The 24,400-nt window shown below is 34.8% G+C and carries 22 protein-coding genes and 1 pseudogene; 7 read left to right on the forward strand and 16 right to left on the reverse strand.

Features of this window, described 5'->3' with window-relative positions; translation table 11 throughout:
* Positions 1–14: 14 nt before the first annotated feature.
* Positions 15–1,061 carry a ferredoxin--NADP reductase gene (locus NPX36_RS05700; RefSeq protein ID WP_257500450.1) on the reverse strand — a complete coding sequence of 349 codons (1,047 nt, stop codon included), beginning with the start codon at positions 1,059–1,061 and terminating at the stop codon, positions 15–17.
* A 138-nt stretch (positions 1,062–1,199) separates the two neighbouring features.
* On the opposite strand from NPX36_RS05700, the gene NPX36_RS05705 reads away from it, so the two are divergent.
* Complete coding sequence (locus NPX36_RS05705; RefSeq protein WP_257500451.1) at positions 1,200–1,547, forward strand: PadR family transcriptional regulator; 348 nt, start codon at positions 1,200–1,202, stop codon at positions 1,545–1,547.
* Between the two features lie 74 nt (positions 1,548–1,621).
* On the opposite strand, the gene NPX36_RS05710 is transcribed toward NPX36_RS05705, so the two are convergent.
* The 12 genes and pseudogenes from NPX36_RS05710 to NPX36_RS05765 all read right to left on the reverse strand — a co-directional run bounded on the left by NPX36_RS05710 (position 1,622) and on the right by NPX36_RS05765 (position 12,244).
* Complete coding sequence (locus NPX36_RS05710) at positions 1,622–2,476, reverse strand: TlpA family protein disulfide reductase (RefSeq protein WP_257500452.1); 855 nt, start codon at positions 2,474–2,476, stop codon at positions 1,622–1,624.
* Positions 2,473–2,667 (reverse strand): annotated as a pseudogene (locus NPX36_RS05715) (DUF1573 domain-containing protein); the annotation flags it as partial. The pseudogene NPX36_RS05715 and the gene NPX36_RS05710, both read right to left, overlap by 4 nt.
* A gap of 40 nt (positions 2,668–2,707) precedes the next feature.
* Positions 2,708–3,196, reverse strand: coding sequence for a hypothetical protein (locus NPX36_RS05720; RefSeq protein WP_257500453.1), 489 nt, complete (start codon positions 3,194–3,196; stop codon positions 2,708–2,710).
* Between the two features lie 154 nt (positions 3,197–3,350).
* Complete coding sequence (locus tag NPX36_RS05725) at positions 3,351–3,923, reverse strand: YceI family protein (RefSeq protein WP_257500454.1); 573 nt, start codon at positions 3,921–3,923, stop codon at positions 3,351–3,353.
* Positions 3,924–3,996: 73 nt separating this feature from the next.
* Positions 3,997–5,016 (reverse strand): hypothetical protein, encoded by a 1,020-nt coding sequence (locus tag NPX36_RS05730; protein WP_257500455.1) that lies wholly within the window; start codon positions 5,014–5,016, stop codon positions 3,997–3,999.
* Positions 4,994–6,607 carry an NAD(P)-binding protein gene (locus tag NPX36_RS05735; protein WP_257500456.1) on the reverse strand — a complete coding sequence of 538 codons (1,614 nt, stop codon included), beginning with the start codon at positions 6,605–6,607 and terminating at the stop codon, positions 4,994–4,996. Before NPX36_RS05735 ends, NPX36_RS05730 begins: the two co-directional genes overlap by 23 nt.
* Entirely contained in the window at positions 6,585–8,099 is a 1,515-nt protein-coding gene (locus NPX36_RS05740) for a polyamine aminopropyltransferase (protein WP_257500457.1), read from the reverse strand. Before NPX36_RS05740 ends, NPX36_RS05735 begins: the two co-directional genes overlap by 23 nt.
* The gene (locus NPX36_RS05745; protein ID WP_257500458.1) at positions 8,092–8,304 is read right to left on the reverse strand and encodes a DUF350 domain-containing protein; all 213 of its coding nucleotides are present in this window, start codon (positions 8,302–8,304) and stop codon (positions 8,092–8,094) included. Before NPX36_RS05745 ends, NPX36_RS05740 begins: the two co-directional genes overlap by 8 nt.
* 6 nt (positions 8,305–8,310) lie before the next feature.
* Entirely contained in the window at positions 8,311–9,714 is a 1,404-nt protein-coding gene (locus tag NPX36_RS05750; protein WP_257500459.1) for a DUF4178 domain-containing protein, read from the reverse strand.
* Positions 9,714–10,085: an S-adenosylmethionine decarboxylase family protein gene (locus NPX36_RS05755; RefSeq protein WP_257500460.1), complete on the reverse strand. Its 372-nt coding sequence runs from the start codon at positions 10,083–10,085 to the stop codon at positions 9,714–9,716. Before NPX36_RS05755 ends, NPX36_RS05750 begins: the two co-directional genes overlap by 1 nt.
* Positions 10,086–10,177: 92 nt before the next feature.
* Positions 10,178–11,791 (reverse strand): phosphoenolpyruvate carboxykinase (ATP), encoded by a 1,614-nt coding sequence (pckA, locus tag NPX36_RS05760; RefSeq protein WP_257500728.1) that lies wholly within the window; start codon positions 11,789–11,791, stop codon positions 10,178–10,180.
* Positions 11,792–11,854: 63 nt separating this feature from the next.
* Positions 11,855–12,244, reverse strand: a complete 390-nt coding sequence (locus tag NPX36_RS05765; protein ID WP_257500461.1) for a DUF423 domain-containing protein — start codon at positions 12,242–12,244, stop codon at positions 11,855–11,857.
* Positions 12,245–12,416: 172 nt separating this feature from the next.
* Here NPX36_RS05765 and NPX36_RS05770 point away from each other — a divergent pair, with 172 nt between their 5' ends.
* Together NPX36_RS05770 and NPX36_RS05775 are read left to right on the forward strand one after the other, a co-directional pair.
* On the forward strand, positions 12,417–12,806 hold the full coding sequence (locus tag NPX36_RS05770) for a hypothetical protein (RefSeq protein WP_257500462.1): 390 nt from the start codon (positions 12,417–12,419) through the stop codon (positions 12,804–12,806).
* A gap of 430 nt (positions 12,807–13,236) precedes the next feature.
* Positions 13,237–14,595 (forward strand): saccharopine dehydrogenase family protein, encoded by a 1,359-nt coding sequence (locus NPX36_RS05775; protein ID WP_257500463.1) that lies wholly within the window; start codon positions 13,237–13,239, stop codon positions 14,593–14,595.
* A gap of 59 nt (positions 14,596–14,654) precedes the next feature.
* On the opposite strand, the gene NPX36_RS05780 is transcribed toward NPX36_RS05775, so the two are convergent.
* Positions 14,655–15,185 carry a DUF4136 domain-containing protein gene (locus NPX36_RS05780; protein WP_257500464.1) on the reverse strand — a complete coding sequence of 177 codons (531 nt, stop codon included), beginning with the start codon at positions 15,183–15,185 and terminating at the stop codon, positions 14,655–14,657.
* A 6-nt stretch (positions 15,186–15,191) separates the two neighbouring features.
* The gene (locus NPX36_RS05785; protein ID WP_257500465.1) at positions 15,192–17,357 is read right to left on the reverse strand and encodes a urocanate hydratase; all 2,166 of its coding nucleotides are present in this window, start codon (positions 17,355–17,357) and stop codon (positions 15,192–15,194) included.
* Between the two features lie 611 nt (positions 17,358–17,968).
* Here NPX36_RS05785 and NPX36_RS05795 point away from each other — a divergent pair.
* Genes NPX36_RS05795 through hemL form a run of 4 tightly spaced genes read left to right on the forward strand, consistent with a single transcriptional unit; the run spans position 17,969 to position 21,500 of the window.
* On the forward strand, positions 17,969–18,853 hold the full coding sequence (locus tag NPX36_RS05795; protein ID WP_257500467.1) for a 1-aminocyclopropane-1-carboxylate deaminase/D-cysteine desulfhydrase: 885 nt from the start codon (positions 17,969–17,971) through the stop codon (positions 18,851–18,853).
* A complete protein-coding gene (locus NPX36_RS05800) occupies positions 18,850–19,767 on the forward strand; it encodes a glucosaminidase domain-containing protein (protein ID WP_257500468.1) in 918 nt (305 codons plus the stop codon). Before NPX36_RS05795 ends, NPX36_RS05800 begins: the two co-directional genes overlap by 4 nt.
* A gap of 12 nt (positions 19,768–19,779) precedes the next feature.
* Positions 19,780–20,199, forward strand: coding sequence for a lysozyme inhibitor LprI family protein (locus NPX36_RS05805; RefSeq protein ID WP_257500469.1), 420 nt, complete (start codon positions 19,780–19,782; stop codon positions 20,197–20,199).
* Positions 20,200–20,219: 20 nt separating this feature from the next.
* Complete coding sequence (gene hemL / locus NPX36_RS05810; RefSeq protein ID WP_257500470.1) at positions 20,220–21,500, forward strand: glutamate-1-semialdehyde 2,1-aminomutase; 1,281 nt, start codon at positions 20,220–20,222, stop codon at positions 21,498–21,500.
* A gap of 52 nt (positions 21,501–21,552) precedes the next feature.
* On the opposite strand, the gene NPX36_RS05815 is transcribed toward hemL, so the two are convergent.
* Entirely contained in the window at positions 21,553–24,327 is a 2,775-nt protein-coding gene (locus NPX36_RS05815; protein WP_257500471.1) for an outer membrane beta-barrel protein, read from the reverse strand.
* Between the last annotated feature and the right edge of the window lie 73 nt (positions 24,328–24,400).

Consider the following 24,400-nt stretch of genomic DNA (forward strand, 5'->3'; position numbering starts at 1 on the left):
AATTGAAATATGTTTTAAACATCGTCAAAATCAACATAAATTTCGTCTGAAGTTACATAAGCCTGGCAAGCTAAAAGCAAACCTTCTTCCACCTCATCATCCATTAAAATATGGTTGGTCTTCATCTCTGCCGATCCTTTCACTGTGCGACACATACATGAACTGCAAATTCCGCCTTGGCACGAATAAGGAGCGTCGATTCCGTGTTTGAGAGCAGCGTTTAAAATATTTTCGGTGCGTGGCATGTTGAATGTTGTTTCAACATCGTCAACCAAAACAGTGACTTTTACCATACCTTCACCCGAAACAGGTATTTCGCCATTTGTGGAGCTGGTTGTAAATAATTCGTAGTGAATTTGCTCATCGCGCGCGCCGTTTTCGGTTAGCACACTTGTTACCTTTTGGATCATGTCTTCAGGACCACACAAAAAATATTCATCAATATGCTTTTCATTGTGCTTATTTTTAAAAACAAAATTAATGGTAGATCGTTCAATTCTTCCAAATAAAGCACCTTCTGGATGCGTTTTTGTAAAGGTGTAATGTACAAAGAATCGTCCTAAATAGTGGTTCTTTAAAGCTTCGATTTCGTTGTAATAGATGGTGTCTTCTACTGTTTTGTTGCCATAAACCAATATAAAAGTAGTATCGGCAGCATTTTCTAATACATCTTTGGCCAACGAAATAATTGGTGTGATACCGCTTCCGGCAGCAATCCCTGCAATTATTTTAGCATTTGGGTTTTCTAATATAAACTTGCCTTCTGGTTGCGCCACCTCTAAAACAGCGCCCACTTGCAATTGGGTGGTAACAAAGGTAGAAAAAACACCGTTTGCTACCGCTTTCACCACTACTCGCAATTCGTTGCTTTTTGGCGATGAACTAATAGAGTATGACCTGCGAACTTCTTCACCGTTTATAAGGGTTTTGATGTTTACATATTGTCCCGATTTGAATGTGTAATCTGCTTTTAAATGATCGGGAACATCAAAAACAATCGAAACAGCCAATGGTGTTTCTCTTCGTATTTCTTTAACCTTTAAAGGATTGAATTTTGACATTTTGATTGAATTTCTGCAAAAATACAAAATTACAATGGCTTACTAATGATATTTATCATTTTCAAAATAAAATTATACCTAATATTTGGATGCATAAAAAAATGATGTATATTTGTTATACCTAAAATTCATAAGTATATGAAAAAGCAACAACAATTGTACAAAGGAAGTTTAAACACCATTATTATGAAACTTCTAGAGCAAAATGGAAAGATGTATGGTTACGAAATCACTCAAAAGGTGAAAGAAATCACCCAAGGTGAAATGAATATCACCGAGGGCGCTTTATATCCGGCATTGCACAAGATGGAGGCAGATGGTTTTTTAGATGTAGAAATGGATCGTGTAGATGGTCGGGTTCGTAAATACTATAAGCTTACCGAAAATGGGGTAAAAGAAACCGTTTCGCGTATGGAAGAGTTAGAGAATTTTATTCGAAACATGCAAAATATTGTAACAAGTCCCCATTTAAAATTAGATTATTAATGAAGTTGTAAACTTTTAGTTTATAGGTCTTATATAATAGAAAAACGCTTTCGGATTTGAAAGCGCTTTTTTTGTTACATTTTTGTTAACTCTTTTTCAATAATATTAGGTAAATAATTTTGAGTGAACCTAGTGAAATTGGGATAGCCAAAATAAACAACTTCATTTTTAGCATTCATAATTAATAGCGTAGGCGCTACATTAAAATTTAGCTTTTTATAAATTTGTTTATCAGTATATAATTTATTCAAATATATTGTTGAATCTATTTTATTGAATCTATCTTGATTGTGACGTTGTCCTAAATTGATATTTACTACTTTAAAATCAATATTTTTGTTTGATTTATACTGATTTGCCAAATTCTGAAAGTTTGCAATACTGCCAGGGCATTGAGCACATGAAGTAGTCCAAAATTCCAATAAAGTTAATTTCCCTTGAAAAGAATTTAATGGAACTTCATTCCCTTTTTCGTCTAAAAAAGTAACCCTTTTTAATTGTGAAGTTTCAATTTTACTTTTTTCGTTTTCTGTCCTTGAATAATATACATAAGCTGTTAAAACTAGACAGAAAGGTATAAAAAAAGCAATTATTTTAGTTTTAGAAATCTTATAAACATTATTTACATACACCAAAACCGCAACCAATAAATAATTCCAAAAAAATGGCTTTCCAGTAAAACCTTCGTCATAAAACAAGTCATAAATATACATACCTGTAAATAGCAATAATATAGGTAGAAAAATAATTATTGAGGTTGTTTTTTTTGAAAAAGGCGATTTAGTAAATAAAAAAAACGATGATAACAAGAAAAATATACTTGTTAAAAACAACCTATACAATGTATTTAAAAAAGGCCCTGAACCAATCATTACAATTAGTACAACAATACTTAATAGTATAAATTGAGGTTTTGAAAATTGTTTCATTCTACATTAGCTTTAATAATAATTTCATGGAAAGGTTCCGCCGTATTGGTTTCTACTACAATTGCTTGTGACACATTCCCTTTTCTATTTAAACCTGGAATAAATTTCATTTTTAACTGTGTTTTATTATTTAGTTTAATTATGCTATCTTTAATATTCATTAAAGTACAACCGCAATTTGATGATGTTTTTTTATAATTAAATCTTCATTCATAGGGTTAACTATTGATCCTAGATTACATGTACAATAGTTTCCATCATTAGTATCCCCAAGAGAAAAACTAAACTATCATAAAAACTTGCTGCACCTCGTGCAGATATTGATGACCATTCTCCATTATCTGCCATACTAGCTAATGTTACAAAATAGTAATAGCCCGGTATAGGTTGAAAAATTTCTAATTTACTATTATCATATTTACTTTTAAATGAAATATTATCTGTTGAGTTATGTAAAAAGACATTACTGCTTAGATCAACTTTCAATTCATTCATAAAACCAGTTTGTTCTGTTGTTAAATGTTCATTCGTTATAACATAATCATCCTTTTCATTCCAAATAAAATACTTTTCTTCTGGGGTTAATAATCGATAAGCAGCTTTTGTAACTCCACTGTTTTTTGACTGCGTTACAAACGCTACTTTTGCTTGGTCAACACTTGTTGTTTGTTCTTCATTGGAACAAGAAATAAAGAAATTAGACAGTAATAAACTGCACATAATTAAAAATATTTTTTATATTTTTGATTATTGAATTAATTTTTAACAAGTATAATATTATATAATACGATATCCAAATAAAAAACGCATCAATTGCTTGATGCGTTTTCTGGTTGTTTGTTGTTTACTTATTTATTTACTTACTATGAAAAAATTATTTTGCTTTTGTGAATTCTAAATGAACAATGAATTTTACTTCTTTTGCAATACCCATACCAGTAGGGTCATAGTTGATGTTAAATGTCGTTCTGTCTATAGTTGTGGTTGCTTGAAAACCTACTTTTTGATTTCCTTGGCCGTCATCTTTCAATAAACCGCCGTAAACCAAATCGAAAGTAACGGGCTTTGTAACATCTTTAATGGTTAAGTTTCCGTGTAATTTGTAGTTTTTACCATCTTTTTTAACCGATGTTGATACAAATTTAATATCGTTATATTTTGCGGTATTGAAGAAATCTGCCGAACGTAAATGATTGTCGCGAGCATCAACACCTGTGTTTACTGAGCTTGCATCGATTGTGAAATTGAATTTTGCAGAAGTAATATCTTCATTCTTCATTTCTAAAGAACCTTGGTATTTATCCATTTTGCCATCTACAAACGAAATTCCTAAATGACCAACCGAAAAATTCAAGAACGAATGGTATGCATCAACATTATATTTTGTTTGTGCAAATGATGCTGCCGAAAATAGAGTTGCAACAAAAAATAGGGCTATCTTTTTCATTATCTGCTTTTTAATTTTGTTTAAACAAATGTAGATGAATAGATATAGAGAACCGTTAATGTAGATTAAGAAATTATTTTTTAGACTTCCAGATAAATCCATCTAAAACATAATGGGTTAATTGTGGTAACGTTAAAAGGGGGATCCATATAACATGCAAATGGTCTGATAAGTAAAATTCTGGAAAGTGAAAATGTTCTTCCCAAACGGTTAGTTCCCAGATTAATTCTTCTAAAAATGCCAATCCTAATAAAATCAATAGAAATACAATTAGTAAATATTTTGTTTGAAAAGTTGGCAGGTAAAAACTTCCTTTTTTATGGTGTTTGATTTCTCTAAAATATACCAGCGCCATATAGGGTATGCCGTGCGAAACCACGTTAAAGGCAGTAAAAATAAGTTCATTGTTGTAATGCACAATTCCTAAATACCAAGAAATATAAGTGCCTAGAATAAGTAGGTTTTTAGGAACATTCAATTGTTTTGTTTTAGCGAAACCGTATATCACCGAAACCAAATAAGCGGTAAAAATAATCACAAAACAGATAAAAAGCACTTTTGTTAGTTGCGGTTGATTGCTTTGCAAAAATTCATTACTTACAAACCAATTAAAATTTCGATCGGGATTTAAAAACCAAAACAGCATAGGAAAAACGGTTGCATTGTAAATTACAATTTTATCAAACAATACTTTCAGCCTATTTTTAGGTTCGTTTCTACTGTACAATCGCATAAAACCGTATTGCTGCCTTATAAAATGAAATACGGCGATATATGCCAAAATGCTCCAGAAAAATTCTCTACTAACCATAAAAGCAGCTATGCTTAACACGAGGCAAATAAACGGAACAACTATAAAAAGCTTTTTGTGTTTGGACACTTCGGTTTTGTTGAGATACGTTTTAAAAAGCGATGCGTAAACGTGCGCAACATCTATAAAAACAATAAATATTAACCATGTTACAAACGAATAATTATCTTGAATCACTGTCAATTTTTCATTAAAAAGCAACACCATTAGTGCTATGAAAAAAGGCGGGAGTAAAATAAAAACAATGTCGGTTTGTTTTTTATGTATCCATGGTTGCATCATTAATTAATTCTTTTGCGGCTTTAATGCCTTGGTAAAAAGCTTCTTCAAAAATAGATATTCCACTTAAATCAGAATGGGCAAAATAGATTTTGTTTTCAATGGGTTGTGCTGCCTGTTTTATTTCTTCGGAAAAAATAAAATTTGGAAACGGACTAATCATTCCGTGCCCTTTTTTATGCAATTCCAAAGAAATTACTTCGGCAGATATATTGTAATGTGCTTTTTCCAAATCGTTTAAAACAACTTTTTTCCAGTAATCATCGGTGTTTGTGAGTAATTTTTTTCGTTCGGTTTTTAAATCATCAGCACACAAAGCAGCATAATAAGTAATTGAAAAAGGCGTTTGATATTGGTTAAGCATTTGATGCTGGTTGTAAATATAGCCCAATCCAAAACCGTTGTGTATTACGTTGTCCCACGAAAGTGGTGCGCCTTCTCCAATGGGAAATTTCTTTAGGGCCAATGTTGCGGTGATCCATGCGGCGTATTCAAACTTTTTAGAAATTCCGGTTCTGTTTTCTAAAATATATTTGTTTACAAACTGCGGCGTTGCCAAAATAACTTTGTTTGCAATGATTTTGGTCGATGTTTTTGCTTCACCGTCATAAACAAGCAATTCTACTTTGTTTTCAGCGCTTTTTACAGAATATACCAACACATTTTTGTGCGTTTTGCTTTTTGTGTAAGGTAGAAACTTTTTTGCAATGAAATAGTTGCCTTCTGGCCAGGTTAATACTTCGTTTTGTGCGTTTTTTCGTGAACAAAAATAATGGATTCCTGCCCAAGCCGAAACTTTGTCAATACCAATTCCGTAATCGTCTTTGCAACAATAGTTCAAATAAGTAAAAAGTTCCGCATTGTTTAAATGGTTCGCCAGCAACCAATCTTTAAATGTTAATTGATCTAATTTGGTAAATTCTTCGTCTTTTGAAGATAAATGCAGCGGAATATCAAACGCAAATGCCTCATCTTTTCCTTTTGCAGCCTTATAAAACTGCATTTTTTTATCGAACATTTCAAAAGCACGCTGATCTTTTTCAGAAAGTCCGTAATTTGGAATAATGCCTTCTTGCCAATAATTATGAATAAACAAACGATCGTGCGGAGTAAAACACAATTGCGATTCATCGTAAACGGGAATTCCATCTTTTGAAAAACCAGTAATGATGTTGCTTTCATACAAGAAATCGATCAAATTTTTGTTGGAATGATTTGGTAATGGAAGATAATGTGCCGCAATTGGATATTTGCTGTATTGATTTTGTTTTCCTAATGAATTTCCGCCTAATTCGGTTTCCATTTCAATAAGTTTAAAATCGGTAATATTGTTTTTAGAAAGCCAACGTGCAGCAGATAATCCAGAGATTCCACCGCCAACAATCACAATATTTTCAGTGATTGTTTTGGATGGTTTTGGAAAATCTCCCGTTCGTAAACGATGCCCTAGAATATGATTGGTTCCTGTTATTTTAAAAATGAGCTTTTCAATCGATTTTTTACACGATTGTACCAATGGAATGGCAACCAATGCCAATAAGCCAGCCTTTAAAAAATGGCGACGCGTCCAATTAAATTTTGCTCCACTCTTCATCAAAATATCGAACTAAAGATTGGTTGTCTAAACGGTTGATTTCAATATTATCTGCCTTCATATCCTCAGAAAACTTACTAAACTCGTCAAGATTATAATTGTAAAACTTTAAATGGTCTAACTTTCGGTAAACCTTGTTCAATCGAACTAAATTATTAGGAGAAAAAATTGCAAAACCCCATTCACCAAAAGAAGGTACATAGGTGTGATAAGCACTGATATTTGGATACACAGAACCAATTGTTTCGTGCACACACCAATACGATTTTGGTGCATAGTATGGTGAAGTGGTTTGAACGGTTACCACGCTGTTTGGTGTCATGCTTTTGTGTAATGTTTTGTAGAAATAGGTGGTGTACAATTTGCCTAAGCTATAATTAGAAGGATCTGGGAAATCGATAATCACCACATCGTATTTCTCGGTGTTTTGCTGCAACCAGATAAAAGCATCGGCATTATAGACGGTAACTTTTGGGTTGTTTAGCGAATTGTGGTTGTGTTTGCGCAATATTTCGTTGGTTTTAAACAAATTGGTCATTCCTTCGTCTAAATCAATCAGCGTTATTTTTTTTACGTTTTTGTATTTTAAAATTTCGCGAACAGCCAACCCATCGCCACCGCCCAACACCAAAACGTTTGATATTGCCGGAGCTGCAGCCATTGCCGGATGCACCAACACTTCGTGATACCGGTATTCATCTTTGGTGTTAAACTGCAAATTGTTGTTTAAAAACAGCTGATATTCGCCTGAACTTTCGGTTAAAATAATTCGTTGGTACGGCGTGCTTTGTTTATAGATAATATTGTTTTGATACAAATTGTTTTCGGTATATTTCAATAAATCGTTGGAATAAGCAAAAGCAGTAACCAATAAAGCTAAACTAAAAAAAGCCTTAATTTGCAGGCTTCGCAGATTAAAAATTTCTTTTCTTAGAAAGATACAAAGCGATATTCCTACCAAGATATTCACAATTCCAAAAACCAATGATGTTCCCATAACACCCAGATAAGGAATTAATAAAGTGGGGAATAGAACCGAAGCAATCAGTGCACCAATATAATCAAACGTAAAAACATCTGAAACCAATTCGCGAAAGGTTACACGGTTTTTTAGAATGTTCATTAAAATGGGGATTTCCATTCCGGACAAACATCCGGTTAAAAACACACTGAAATACAGTATAAACTGAAAATGTGATATTCTTTGGAAAAGCACAAACAATACAACCGAACTTAACCCGCCGATGATGCCAATTAAAAGTTCAATTTCTATAAAACGATCAATTAAATTTCGTTTGATGTATTTTGCCAAAAAAGATCCAACACCCATTGAAAATAAATAGGTGCCAATAATAAAAGAAAATTGTTTTACCGAATCGCCCAATAAATAGCTGGCTAAGGCGCCTGCTACTAATTCATATACCAAACCGCAGGTTGATACAATAAAAACCGCGACCAGCAGAAAAAGTTGAAAACGTTTGTTTTTATCCATGTAAGGCTGCGCTAATGATCATAGCCATTCCAATGATAAATCCTGCAAAAACAATAGCAAGCGCAATGTTTTTATTTTCTACTATTTCTTTCCACGAATTTTCTGGAGTTATTTTTTCAACAATTAAATAAGCAATTAATAAAATCACTATCCCTAATATAGAGTAGATTGCCGAATTGGTTATTCCGTTTAAAATTTGTTGCATAATCGTTTATTTGTGGGAAGCTCCCGATGATGAATAGGTTCTTGCTATATAATGTACTCTGTTGCCTGTGTAATTGGCGTTTTCTAATTCGGTGTTTACTTTTGATGAATTACAAGTTAAGTTTGATATGAACATATAATTTCCAAAAATGTATAATCCTAAAATTATTCCGGCATATTTTAAAACTTCGTAGTTTTTATATTTGTGAACATTGTTGAAATTTTGCAATTCGTTCGCATGGTTTCTGTTGATCACAGTGTAATAGTAAGCAAATGCCAATGCGAAAGTAATTATAACAGAAATATACAACCAAACCTGACTAACACCGCCAATCGTTATTTTATAGTCAATATCGTAAGAGTTTTCTGTTTTATACTTATAAAAATTATAATGAAATGCCAAATGATACGAACCATTATCTATACCACAAAAAGTAACTTCGTTACCCGATGCATGGTTTTGTGAATTATTAAAGTGTTTAAATGTCTCGGTTAAATGCGTGGCATTTGTTTTTTCGTTAACCAATGAAACATTTAACGTAATATCAGGATCGGTAACTTCTGATATAAATGAAAGCTTTACCTTTTTGTCATCTCCTTTCACCTCAAATGGCGGACTTATAAATTGGCTGCTTGTGGAATTTGTCTTAACAATACTATTGATGTATGAAATTGAATTTATATTGTTATAATTTAAAACATAATGCAAGCCACCAATAACCAACGCAATCAATGCAGCAAACAAAACCAAATTTTTTAAAACATTATTATTTTTGTAGATGCTTTCGCGTTCTTTTACAAAAAGTTTTCTAAAACTTATTTTGTTTAAATATTCACCAAAGAAAATTTCAGTGACATCGCCATATTTTTCAACCGATAAAAATTGGCTTTGATTATAACTGTGCTGAAATGTTCTATTGTATGATTCTTCTAAAATATTATTGAAGAAAACACCATGTGCAGCAACAGGTACAGCATATTGCGCAAAATCAAAATCGAATGATGAACCTTTGTATTTCAGAGTTCCGCCTAATTTTGCCTGCTCTTCCATTTCTTTGGTAAGTGGCACTTCTGTTAAATACGAATTGAAATCGCTTCCGTGCGATAAAAATATCAAATCACCGTTTTTATCAGCCAAAATATATTCATTCCACGAAACATAACTTCCTTTTTCTTGTTTGGTTGATATACCCACGATGTGATATGTTCGTCCGTTGTAGGTCACAATTTCGTTTAGTGACGCATATACATCTTTAAAAGAACCCGTTATTTTTCCGGCATATTCCGTTGTGGTTTGGTTGATCTGTGATATTGAAGAACAAACCGGGCATGCAAAAGTTTGCGGCTTTAATTTAGTGTACGCAATTTCGGTAACACTGTGGCAGTTCGCACATTGATATTTTGCATTCATTAGCGGTACACATTTGTTTCGTTTAACACTTTGGCATCAAAAAATTTTTTGTAGGCAGTGCTTAATGCTTCTACTTTCTGGGTGTTGTCTTTTAAATAATTACACAGATAGATATCAAGCGTTAATTGTTCAAATTCTGGCCAAGTATGAATGCATATGTGCGATTCTTTCAAGCAAAAAGCCATGGTGAAACCACTTGAATCAAAGGAATGATGCGATATCCCTACGATTTCCAGATTAAAATCTTTAATAAGATTTGTTGAAAATTCCTGAAAGTTTTCCAATGAAGTTAAAAGCGTTTGGTTTTTAACCTGCAAAGTAAGCAGTTTGTGTAATCCGGGATTGTATAAGCTTTTTTCTGATTGATTCATTTTCTTTCAAAAGTGTGAACAAATATATAAAAAGAACCCTAAAAAACAAAAGCCCAACAGTTGTTGAGCTTTATTTAATATTTTAATGAAGTTTATAATTGTGGACCCGCCGCAACTAATGATTTTCCTTCTTCGTTATCTGTGTAGTTTTCGAAGTTTGATACGAACAATTTCGCTAAATCGGTAGCTTTTGTTTCCCATTCAGAAGCTTCTGCATACGTGTTTCGAGGGTCTAAAATGTTGGTATCAACCCCTTCTAAACCTGTTGGAACTGCTAAATTAAAGATTGGAACAACGGTAGTTTCTGCCTTTTCGATAGATCCATCTAAAATACGATCGATAATAGCACGAGTATCTTTAATAGAAATACGTTTTCCGGTACCGTTCCAACCAGTGTTTACCATATAAGCGGTAGCGTTGTGCTCTTCCATTTTCTTTACTAATTCTTCACCGTATTTTGTTGGGTGCAAGCTTAAGAATGCTTTACCGAAACAAGCCGAAAAAGTAGGTTCTGGCTGTGTAACACCGCGCTCTGTTCCTGCTAATTTTGCTGTAAACCCTGATAAGAAATAGTATTTTGTTTGTTCGGGAGTTAATTTTGAAACCGGAGGCATCACTCCAAAAGCATCTGCTGTTAAGAAGATTACTTTTTTAGCATGACCTGCTTTAGAAACCGGTTTTACAATATTTTCGATATGATCTATTGGGTATGAAACACGCGTGTTTTGTGTTACAGATCCGTCTTTAAAATCAATTTTTCCTTCTGCATCAAGTGTTACATTTTCTAATAATGCATCACGTTTTATTGCTGCAAATATTTCAGGCTCGTGTTCTTTGCTTAAATCGATTGTTTTGGCATAACATCCGCCTTCAAAGTTAAAAACACCGTCATTATCCCATCCGTGCTCGTCATCACCAATCAATTCACGCTTTGGATCTGTTGATAAAGTAGTTTTTCCTGTTCCTGATAAACCAAAGAAAACTGCCACATCTCCCTCTTTTCCTTTGTTTGCAGAGCAGTGCATGGAAGCAATTCCTTGTAATGGCAAGTAGTAGTTCATCATAGAGAACATACCTTTTTTCATTTCACCACCGTACCAAGTACCACCAATTAATTGCATTTTTTCGGTTAAGTTGAACGCAATATATACATCTGAATTAAGGTTGTGTGCTTTGTAATCTTTAAACGAAGTTTTAGATGCATTGATTACCACGAAATCGGGCTCGCCAAAGTTTTCTAATTCAGCTTCTGTTGGGCGAATAAACATATTTTTAACAAAATGTGCTTGCCAAGCCACTTCCATAATGAAACGTACTTTTAAACGAGTGTCTTCGTTGGCACCGCAAAAAGCATCAACCACATATAGTTTTTTACCTGATAACTCAGTCACAGCATTTTGTTTTAATGCTTCCCAAGTATCTTGCGAAATAGGTTTGTTGTCGTTTTTAGCATTGTCAGAAGTCCACCAAATAGTGTTTTCTGTCACCGCATCTTTTACAATATATTTATCTTTAGGAGAACGACCTGTAAAATCACCAGTCATTACGTTTACAGCGCCAAGTTCCGATACCTGCCCGCGTTCAAAACCTTTTAAATTGGGGTTTGTTTCTGCTTTAAATAATTCGTCATACGAAGGGTTGTAAATTATTTCTGCTACATTTTGTATTCCGTACTTATCTAAATCGATTGATTTTGAAACCTTCATGTTTAAATCTTGTGTTGTTTTAATTTGCATACAAACTTACTAATAAATTTATAATTTTTTTTATTAATTGCTTTTTTGTTTCATTGAATAAAAAGCAGTAAGAAACCAACTTACAATTAAAAATAAACCACCAACGGGAGTGATAGGACCTAAAAAGCTAAAATTAATACCCGATAACTGCTGTGTGGCAAGTAAAAATATCGACCCTGAAAACAAAAAAATGCCAATGGTGGTAAAAATGCCAATGGTGCGTTTGTTTTTTTCGGTTAGCACGTTTAATTGTGCAATAAGTAGCAAAAATAAAGCGTGATACATTTGGTAGCGCACACCAGTTTCAAAACTTACCAACTGTTCTGCCGATAAAACTTTTTTTAAACCATGAGCGCCAAAAGCTCCTAATATTATCGCTACAAATCCAAAAAAAGCAGCTAAGGTTACTAATTTTTTAGTCATTTTAGTATTTTTTTCAAATGTACAAAACTTTATCAAAAACAATCTCTAAAGTGACAATTTAAACCTTAATGTTAAAATTAATCTTATTTTAACATAAATTGATTGAATAGCATTACGTTTTTTTTTTTTTAATTTTGTACAAATTTTGTTTAACTAATTAAATTTCAAGAAAATGAAAAAAAATAATTTAAAAAATTTTGGGAAATTTTCTGTAGCTTTTTTAGGAACAATAATTTTAGCTACAGTATTTACAGCTTGTGAGGCTGAAAATGAACTATTGCTAGAGCATGATACAAACACAATGCTACAAGCTAAAAGTAGTAGTAGTACAGAAAGTGAAATTACTGAAATTATAAACAATAATTGCGGTACAATTGATTATAATCAAGCAGGTACACCTGAAGCAGAGTATCATTTCAGTTCTTTGGATGAATTTGAACAAACGATTTCCGGAATTTGCGAATCTTCAGCAACACCAATAAATCTCGAAAAAGCCACATCTTCTACACCTTGTGGAGATGGAATGTATACAGCTTCTATTTCAATTGGGGCCAACTTATAGTTTAAATTTTTGGATAACAGTCAAAGACGGTGCCGTAACAGGTGTAAGTAGTGGACTATCGGGCTGGCATTTAGGTGTTTCATGGGGGCAAGGTGGTTGGTCTCAAAGAGGTAGTAATGTTTTTTGTCAGCGGAACTTTTACTGCCGGACTTGGTTTTGGTGTATGGTCTCAAGCAACTACCTATAAACTTATATTACCTTGTTAATTAAAAACTTTATAATTATGGAATTTATTTTATCAATATGGCCTATAATTCAAATGATTTTATGGATTATCTTGTTCTATTTCGTTTATAAAATTTATAAAAAAATAATGAATTAAAATAGTCATTTATAAGAAAAACGTGAGACTTAAATCTCACGTTTTTGTTGTTTTAATAAATCTACTCCAATATTTTTAGTACTTTTAGCACGATAAAAATCATAATAAATGAAAAATGTACTGTTATTTGGTTCGGGTAGATCCACATCTTCCTTAATTAAATATTTATTAGAACGCACAGAAACCCATCAATTTAAACTTTATATTGCCGACCAAAGCATTGTATCGATCCAAGCAAAAATTGCAGACAACCCCAATGCATTTGCCGTTTCTTTAGATCTTAATAACGATACAGAACGTACCAAATTAATCGAAAAAGCCGACGTGGTTATTTCTATGATGCCTGCTTTTTTGCACCCAATCATCGCAGCCGATTGCTTAACTTACGGGAAGCATTTGGTAACGGCTTCTTATATTTCAAATGAATTAAAGGAAATGGATGCCGAGGTGAAAGCAAAAGGGTTGATTTTTATGAACGAATGTGGATTAGATCCCGGGATTGATCACATGAGTGCTATGAAAGTTTTAGACGAGATTCGTGAAAAAGGCGGCAACCCGGTACATTTTGAAAGTTTCTGCGGCGGTTTGGTTGCTCCAGAATCGGATGATAATGTATGGAAATACAAATTTTCGTGGAACCCTCGTAATGTGGTGGTTGCCGGACAAGGTGGTGCTGCAAAGTTTTTGCAACAAGGCACTTATAAATATATACCCTATCAACGTATTTTTAAACGTACCGAATTTTTAGAAATCGAAGGTTTTGGCCGATTTGAAGCCTATGCAAACCGTGACTCTTTAGGTTATCGCGAAGCTTATGGTTTAGAAAAAGCACATACCATTTATAGAGGAACCATGCGCAGGGTTGGTTTTTCGCGTGCGTGGAATATGTTGGTGCAGTTGGGCGTGACAGATGATACCTACACGATTGAAGATTCAGAAAACATGTCGTATCGCGAGTTTATCAATTCATTTTTGTACTATCATCCTACCGATTCGGTTGAAGTGAAATTTCGTTTAACGTTAAATGTGGAACAAGACGATACGGTTTGGGACAAGTTTGTAGCATTGGATTTGTTTAATAATGATAAGAAGGTAGGTTTGAAAAATGCCACTCCGGCGCAGGTTATGGAAAAAATTCTTGCAGAAAAATGGACCTTGCAACCCGATGATAAAGACATGATTGTGATGTATCACAAGTTTGGCTATACCATGCCTAATGTTGCCGAAACGCTTCAAATAGATGCTACCATGGTATGTTTGGGCGAAGATGCGGTATTAACAGGAATGGCAAAAACAGTAGGTTTGCCCGTTGGAATCATAACATTAAAAATATTGAACGGCGAAATCACCACACCGGGTGTGCAAATGCCTATTACAAAAGAAGTTTACGAACCTGTTTTAAAAGAATTAGAAACCTTTGGAATTATTTTTCAAGAAAAAGAAGTTCCTTATGACGGCGGAATGTAAGCAAACGGTATAAAAAAAGCCTTGAAATTTTATTTTTCGAGGCTTTTTTTATATGGGTTTTATCTCGGAAACGTTTCTAAAACTTTTGACACAAATTCTTTGATGCGCTCTTCTTTTTTGCTTTGTTTATGGGTTAGATAACCAGTTCCTTTTCCTTGCCAAACCAATTCTTTATTGTCAGCTTTTAAAACATCGATATATAAAATTCCTTGGGTTGATGTAGATACCGATTGAAAACCAGGACCCATCATCCATGGGTTCCAACCCCACCAAGGGTTGTTCCAGCCCCAACCACCATTAAAAGTGTTTACATTTACAATTTCTTTTGCATCAGTAAACAAATTAATCAGCAAATCGGGATTTTCACTTTTGGTGAATCCTTTGGTGGTCATTTCTTCATCAATTGCTTTCAAGATACGCTTCTTGTCTAAATCGGAAATATTCATTTTAGCAACACCGTCTTTCATAAAAGCATACGTTTTAAACTGACTGAAATTTACCGTATTGTCGTAATCAGTAGCAACGTGCACCGAACTGCACGATGCCACAACAAACAGCAATAATAAAGGTATTAGTTTAAATAGTTTCATAATATCTTAATTTAATAGGTTGTCATCAACTAAATTGGGCAATGTAACTTTTAATAACGGTTCCGCTTCCATTGCACGTTTAATTGCAAAAACAGCACCTTCGTTGCGTGCCCAGCTTCTGCGAGATATTCCGTTGTTTACATCCCAGAAAAGCATCGATTTTAGGCGTTGTTCTGCTTCTAAAGTACCATCAAGAAGCATACCAAAACCTCCGTTGATTACTTCGCCCCAGCCAACACCGCCACCGTTGTGGATAGAAACCCAAGTTGCCCCACGGAAACTGTCGCCAATTACGTTGTGAATTGCCATATCGGCGGTAAATCGAGAACCATCGTAAATGTTTGATGTTTCGCGATAAGGCGAATCGGTTCCTGATACATCATGATGATCGCGACCCAGCACAACCGGACCTATTTTTCCTGCTGCAATGGCATCGTTAAACGCTTTGGCAATGTTGGCACGTCCTTCGGCATCGGCATATAAAATACGTGCTTGCGAACCCACCACCAATTTGTTTTCTTGCGCACCGCGAATCCATTGAATATTGTCTTTCATTTGCTGTTGGATTTCAGCAGGCGAGGTTTTAATCATTTCTTCTAAAACTTCACAAGCAATATCGTCGGTTTTTTTCAAATCTTCGGGATTGTTGCTTGCACACACCCAACGAAATGGGCCAAAACCATAATCAAAACACATGGGACCCATGATATCTTGTACATACGATGGATATTTAAACTCACGACCCAAAGTTGCGTTCGGATTCATCACATCGGCTCCGGCACGCGAAGCTTCCAGTAAAAAGGCATTTCCGTAATCGAAAAAGTAGGTGCCTTTTGCTGTGTGTTTGTTGATGGCTGCTGCGTGTCGGCGCAAAGTTTCTTGTACTTTTCCTTTGAATAAATCAGGTTCTTCGGCCATCATTTTATTGGCTTCTTCAAACGAAACTCCCACGGGATAATAGCCACCCGCCCAAGGATTATGCAATGAAGTTTGATCCGATCCCAAATCGATATGTATGTTTTCTTGATCAAATTTTTCCCAGATATCCACCACATTTCCTAAATATGCGATAGAAACAACTTCTTTAGCCGCTTGTGCTTTGCGAACACGATCGACTAATTGATCTAAATCTTCGATAATTTCATGAATCCAACCTTGACTGTGGCGAATTTTCGTGATTTTTGGGTTTACTTCGGCACAAACCGTGATACAGCCGGCAATAGTTCCCGCTTTTGGCTGTGCACCGCTCATTCCGCCCAATCCAGATGTTACAAACAAGTTGCCTTTTGGTTCTTTACCAATTTTTCTGAAACCGTTCAAAACCGTAATTGTAGTTCCGTGTACAATTCCTTGAGGACCAATGTACATGTACGATCCAGCAGTCATTTGTCCGTATTGTGTTACACCCAAAGCGTTGAATTTTTCCCAATCGTCTGGTTTGGAATAATTCGGAATCATCATACCATTTGTTACAACAACCCTTGGCGCATTTTTGTGCGACGGAAACAAGCCCATTGGATGCCCAGAATACATCACTAAGGTTTGCTCATCAGTCATTTCAGCTAAATATTTCATGGTTAACAGGTATTGTGCCCAATTGCTGAAAACACCTCCGTTGCCGCCATAAGTAATCAATTCGTGCGGATGTTGTGCCACGGCATAATCCAGATTGTTCTGAATCATCATTTGTATGGCTTTTGCCTGCAACGATTTTCCGGGATATTCGTTGATATCGCGCGCATACATGCGGTATTTCGGACGAAAACGGTACATGTAAATGCGGCCGTAATTTTCTAATTCTTCCTTAAATTCGGGTATCAGCGTCTCGTGGTGTTGCGGCTCAAAATAACGCAACGCATTGCGCAACGCTAATGTTTTTTCTTCTGCTGTTAATATTTCTTTACGCTTTGGTGCGTGATTAATGGTAGCGTCGTATAATGCTTTTGGTGGCAAGGTTGCCGGAATTCCCTGAAGTATTTCTTCTTGAAACGTCATAGTTCTTGGTTTTGTTTTTTTCTTTATTTGATCGATTAATTTGCTGAATCCATAAGGGCAATGCTTGCATCCGCTCATGCAACAAAAACCTCGGTCTAAGAGATATTTTGCTGTGAACACGCGAAACCCTTGTGGGGAAAGATAATAATCTTCACCTTCAATTAACTCTTTCTTCATGATTACAAAATTAGTGAATTTTTTTGTTTTTCGTGTTTGATACTGGATGTTTGGTGATTGATAAATTAGTCTGGTTGTTGAGAAGTAAAGCGGTTTTCAATTGAAACTAAAACAACTATGTTTGTCAATTCATCAAACATGCATCATCTCATAAAAAATGATAAATTTGCTCCATGCGATTAATCATTTCTAAATTTTGGGTACCAAAGGGTTTTTCAGGGATCACTGTTTATCCGTTTATTTTTGCGCGCGAAAAATATCTTCGTACACATAAAACCTTTGTAAATCACGAAAAGATACATTTGCGCCAGCAGATAGAATTATTGATTCTTCCTTTTTTTATCTGGTATGGATTTGAATTTTTTATCAGATTGATTCAATATAAAAATCGAAAAAAAGCCTATAGAAATATTTCTTTTGAACGCGAGGCTTATGCTAATGAACAACAATTGAACTACCTCAACAAACGAAGTTTTTTTGCTTTTTTACGATACCTATGAATATAATTTGTTCGACTATTAAGTTTTAATCAGACCTACAAGGTTTGAAAACCTTACAGGAACTTAATTAATTCAAATTTATTGTACTTTTGTTGTAATCAACGCAACCCTATGATTACACCACAACAAGCATCTTTCAACCAAAAAATAATTGTTCCGAATAGTTATGGCATCGAAGTATATGTGAAAAGAGAAGATGTATTGCACACTGAAATATCGGGCAATAAATTCCGCAAGCTGAAATATAATTTGGAAGAAGCAAAACGTTTGGGATATACCAAATTATTGACTTTTGGCGGCGCGTATTCTAACCATATTGCGGCAGTTGCTGCGGCTGGGCGTGATTTTGGATTTGAAACCATTGGCGTGATTCGAGGTGAAGAATTGCAGGAAAAATACCTGGAAAATCCCACCTTGAAAAAGGCATCAACAAATGGCATGCAGTTTCAATTTGTAACCCGAACACAATATCGCGATAAAAATAACGAGCCTTTTTTGGCAGATTTGAAGCAAAAATATGGAGATTTTTACTTGATTCCCGAAGGCGGAACCAATGATTTGGCGGTAAAAGGCTGCGAAGAAATTTTAACTTCAGAAGATAAAATGTTCGATATTATTTGTTGTGCCGTGGGAACAGGCGGCACCATTTCGGGCATCATCAACAGTTTACAACCGCATCAAAAAGCCATTGGTTTTCCGGCTTTAAAAGGTGATTTTTTACAAGAAGATATAAAAAAACACGCCAAAAACAGCCAGTGGAATTTGGTAACTGATTATCATTTTGGAGGTTACGCAAAGATAAATGATGAATTGAAACAGTTTATGAAACAATTTTTTAAAAAATATTTAATATCTTTGGATCCTGTTTATACATCGAAAGTGTTTTTTGGTGTAATCGATTTAATATCAAAAGGTTATTTTAAATCTGATTCAAAAATATTAATAATTCATACGGGAGGTTTGCAAGGACTTCAATCTAATATCGCTGAAATATGAAGAAAGTTTTATCTGTACTATTTACAGGATTGATTTTAATGAGTTGCAACGCAGCACATTCAACCAAAGTAAGAGAAAAGATTGCCAAAGAATACGGAAATGGTGATGATAAAAAGAAAAAGGTGGTGGTGAAAACCCGATCAGAGGTTAAAAAAGAACAAGCACCCATAGCAGAAACCAAACCTGCAAAACCTGCAAAACCATTACTTGAGAAACAGCAAAACGAAACATTAGTTGCCACTTCTAAGACCCATGTTTCAAAAAATACCATCGAAGATTATATTAATTTGTATGCCGATGCGGCTATGCAAAGTATGAAAATTTACGGAATTCCTGCAAGTATAAAACTGGCACAAGGTATTTTAGAATCGGGTTCAGGAAATGGAACATTGTGCCGAACTGCCAATAACCATTTTGGAATTAAGTGCAAAGAAGAATGGACAGGCGAAACCGTTTCACACTCTGACGATAAGGCCAATGAATGTTTTAGAAAATATGCCTCGGCAATGGATTCGTACAACGACCATTCAGAATTTTTAGCCAATAGAGTGTACTACAAAAATTTGTTCACATTAGATAAAAGCGACTATCATGCATGGGCAAATGGTTTGAAAAAAGCCGGATACGCAACCGATCCTCGTTATCCACAAAAATTAATAGATATTATTGAACGCTACAAATTGTATGAGTTTGATCAAAAAGTTTTAGGCGTAAACCACGCGTTTGCTGTAAAAAAAGCAGAGGAAATTGTAGCAACAAATTTCGGAGGTCAGGCACAAACTTACACTGTGCAAGCAGGCGATACGTTGTTTGCAATTTGCCAAAAGTTCAACTCGTCTGTAGATGAAATAAAACGTATCAATAATTTGTCAAGCAATGCTCTGTCTATTGGACAGATTTTGAAAGTGAATTAATCGGCTTTTGAGATGAAAAAATTCTTTACAATATTAATGATTGTTTTTTCTGTAATGATTTATGGACAGACAAACAATATTCATCAAATTGATAAAGAATTAAAAGATTGTTTTGATTTAGAGGAAAATTACACAACTAAAGGAATGGTAGATTGTATAAATTCTGCAACTACAAAATGGGATGCTGAATTGAACATGAAATATAAAAAATTATTGAGCATTTTGACAGTTCAACAAAAAGAAAAATTAAAAATTTCTCAAAGAGAATGGATTGAATACAGAGATAAGGAAATTGAATTTTCAATCCAGATTTATTCTGATATGCAAGGAACAATGTGGATTCCTATTTCAGCTCAAAAAAAGCTTGATTTAATTAGACAAAGAACTATTGACCTTGAAAACTACTTAGCTGATTTGACTATTGGTAAATAAAAAACTTGAAACAAAATATAATGAATTATCAAAGAAGCAGCGAATTGTTCGTTGAAGCAATAAAATATATACCGGGAGGAGTTAATTCTCCCGTTCGTGCGTTTAAATCGGTAGGAGGAACACCTCTTTTCATTAAAAAAGCCATTGGCGCGTATCTTTTTGATGAAGACGATAAACGCTATATAGATTACATCAACTCGTGGGGGCCAATGATTTTGGGTCATGCATACCAACCAGTTGTTGATGCAGTGATTGAAAAAACCAAGTTGGGCACATCGTTTGGAACGCCTACCGCCATTGAAACCGAAATTGCAAAACTGGCTGTTTCGATGGTGCCGAATATCGATAAAATTCGATTTGTAAACTCGGGAACCGAAGCGTGTATGAGTGCGGTTCGCTTGGCACGAGGCTATACCAAACGAGAAAAAATCATCAAATTTCGCGGTTGTTACCACGGACATTCCGATTCGTTTTTAATAGCGGCAGGCAGTGGTTTATCAACATTTGGCGTGCCTTCTAGCCCTGGAGTTACCAAAGGAACTGCACAAGACACTTTGTTGGCAAATTTCAACGATTTGAATTCTGTAAAGGAATTGTTTGAAGCCAATAAAGAGGAAATCGCAGCGATTATCATTGAACCGGTTGCAGGAAATATGGGCTGTGTGCCGCCTGTGAATAATTTTCTTCAAGAATTAAGAGCGATTTGCGATAAAAACGGAACGTTGTTGATTTTTGATGAAGTAATGACGGGTTTTCGCTTGGCAAAAGGTGGTGCACAAGAGTTGTTTAAGGTACAAGCAGATATTGTTTGCTTTGGAAAAGTAATTGGTGGCGGTTTGCCTGTTGGTGCATTTGCTGCCCGCGCAGAAATTATGGATTATTTGGCACCTGTTGGGCCGGTTTATCAAGCAGGAACATTATCGGGAAATCCGTTGGCAATGGCGGCTGGTTTAGCGATGTTGCAGGCAATTAATAACGATGCCGAATTATTCAACAGATTAGAAGCAAAAACAGCGTATTTAGAAGCGGGTATTCGCAAAGTTTTAACTGCCAACAAAAAAACGTTCACTATAAATAGGGTAGGGTCAATGATTTCGGTTTTCTTTTGTGAAAACAATGTTGAAAATTACGAAGACGCTTCAAAAGCCGATACACCTGAGTTTAAAAAATTCTTTCACGATTTGCTAGAGCGCGGTATTTATATTGCACCATCAAGCTATGAAACTTGGTTTATTACCGATGCGTTATCGTATGAAGATTTAGACGAAACCATACAAGCAATCAACGAAGCCACAATATAAAAAAAGCCCCAAAAAGTAAGTTACTCTTTGGGGCTTTTTCAATTTTGCTTTATCACTCTTCAATCATGAAGTGGTTGCTTTTCTTTTTTCCTGCAAATCGTTCCAATTTATAGGTTAAAGAAAACATTACATATTGTCTTAAAATGGTGTCTTGCGTGTCTGAAATAGTTGTTGGTGAAACAATTCTTCGAATGCTTTGGTTTTGATTTAAAATATCATATACTTTTACTTTCGCCAAAAAACGTTCGTTAAAAAAGTTGTAACCTAAACTGGCATTCCAAAGCAAGAAATCTTTTCTGAAAGCGCTGGAAAGGTTAGAGTTGTATTGGTACATTACATCGCTTCCAAAAACAACATTTTTAGGCATGTATGACGTAATCATTAAACCTGCTTTGTGCCTGAAAAAATTGGCTTGATCAATGGTGAAATTCTTATAATTGGTTTTGTCAATGCTATAGGTATAGCTGGGTTGAATGGTTAATTTCTTATCAAAATCTAAAGTAACATTCACTCTTGGACCAAAGCTGGTTCTATTTGCTGTATAAGCCACTTCGTTTAAAGATCCTTTGTTCAAATCGCCATCTACATTGAACCCCGCACTTATAGACAATTTGTTTTTATCGGTTAAATTATAACTTTTGTTATAACTAATTCCCGACCAATAATTATAGGTGTCATATACATTTATGAAGCTTGATCTCGCCACGAAGTTTTCATCAAACGATTGCGTAGTTCCCGTTGAGCGTGGGTTAAAGGAACCTCCGGCATATGCATAATAACCCGATCTGGATTGCCAATCATAGTTGTTGAAATTAAGATAGATACTGTGTTCTTGGGAAGTTTGCAAATCTTTGTTTCCTTTTGATATAAATAACGGATTGGATAAATCTTCGTATTCTAACAATTGATTTAAAAAAGGGCTGCTTTCGTTGTAAGAATAATTGGCATAAACTCGTTTTGATTTTCCAACTTCGATACTGGTACTTGCATTGATTTTTGGCAAAATATCAAATCTGTTGTTTAAATAATGAACGTTGTTATAAAAGGAAGATACATCGTAGTTGTTAAAAGTAGTTCCTGCCGATAAATTAAACCACACTTTATCCATATTGATTTGATAGCCCACACTTGGAGCTACTCGTGTGCCTTTTAAGCTATTCGAAAACGAAAGTAAATCGTTAAAAACAGAAAAATCATTGCTCATATTATTAAAATCAAAAGTACCTCTGCCTTGGTATTCGTTTGTCCAAGTTGATGTATATCTGAATATTAAGGATTGAGTGTTGTTAATAGGCTCTCGGTAAACGGCGTTAATGGTATATTCATCGGTATGTTTTGTGGACTGTATTTCTTGGTTTCGAATATCATCTTCAGCTTGTGATTGAAAGAAAAGAGCCGCTGAATTCTTTAACTGATAGGTTTCGTTGTTCGTGTTTCTGTTTTCTAAACCTAAACTAATGCTTCTTCCTTTTCTTTTAAATCGGCGTGCAATTAGCAATTCGTTTTCAAAACTGTAAGTATCCACGTTTAAAAAATCTTTGCTATTTGATTGGTTTAAAAGGGTACCCAATTCATTTCTAGTTTCGCTTGCGCTATTGGTTCGGGTGGTGCTGATGCCTCTTTTTAAAATAGGAACAATGGTAAGTGTTGTTAGAGAATCCAATTCCATTTCAATATCGTAATTGAAGGTGTGGTTGGCCGATTTCGATTTAAGGTCGGATGCAGATTCGGTAACAAATTTATTATTAGGAAGCAGATTTTCAATGCGTGATTTGTTTTCGTTGTTGTTTTCTACCTCGTTAAAAAGATAGTTCATGCTCACTTTATTTTTTTTGCCCCAATTATCGCTGTAGTTCACCCCAATCATATCGGTTTGGCTGATTCCTCTCTGACCACCAAAATCGAAACCGTTGATAGAAAACGATCCATCGTCGCTCCATGTAGAGTAACTGTTTCTGCCACCCGACATATTATCCATGATTTCGTTGGTTGAAAAACCTTGAGAATTGATATTGTTCGACGAACCCAAAACGCTTATCTTAAAATCATTTTTAAAATAATTGAATAAGAGCGATGATTCGTACCGGTCATCTGTTCCATATCCGGCAATAAATCTACCAAAAAGACCTTTGTTTTTGTCTTCATCGATGGTAAGATTAATGGTTTTGGAGTCGCTTGTGGCTTTAGAGCCTGTAATTTTTTCTTCTTTGGTTTTGGTATCGGTAATTTGTACTTTATTAATGATGTCTTTCGGTAAATTTTCAATAGCTACTTTTCCATCGGCACCAAAAAATGGTTTTCCGTTTACTAGAACATTGTTCACTTCCTTGCCGTTTACCTTTATTTTACCGTCCACATCTACCTCCACACCAGGTAACTGCTCCAAAAGCTCTTTTACAGTAGCATCTGGTCGCACTTTGAATGAAGCAGCATTGAACTCTAAGGTGTCTTTTTTTACCCGAATGGGTGCGGCATCGGTTGTAATTACCAATTCATCTAACACATCGCTGGCGGTTTGCAACGAAATGGTTCCTAAATTCAAAGATTCTTTTAAATCTTCTAATTTTTTAGCATAATCTTCGTAGCCCAAATAGGAAACCGTTAAGAAAAGAGGTTCGTTTGTTTTTTTTATCGGAATCGAAAAATCGCCCGAAATATCGGTAATGGTATAATCAATTAAAGTGGAATCTTTTACGGTGGATAGGTAAACCGTTGCTGCTTCAATGGGTTTTTTTTCGCTGGTGGTGATTTTTCCTTTTACTTCTATTTTTTGTGCATATAAAAACGTACTGCACAAGAGGGCGCAAATGGCTAAAAGATGTTTCATAAATGTTTCAATTAAATGTAGAGTTAACGCAAAAGTGTTAAAAAAAGTATGTAAAAAAAAGTGTGCAAAATAT

This window comes from Paenimyroides aestuarii, assembly GCF_024628805.1.
Classification (GTDB): domain Bacteria; phylum Bacteroidota; class Bacteroidia; order Flavobacteriales; family Flavobacteriaceae; genus Flavobacterium; species Flavobacterium aestuarii_A.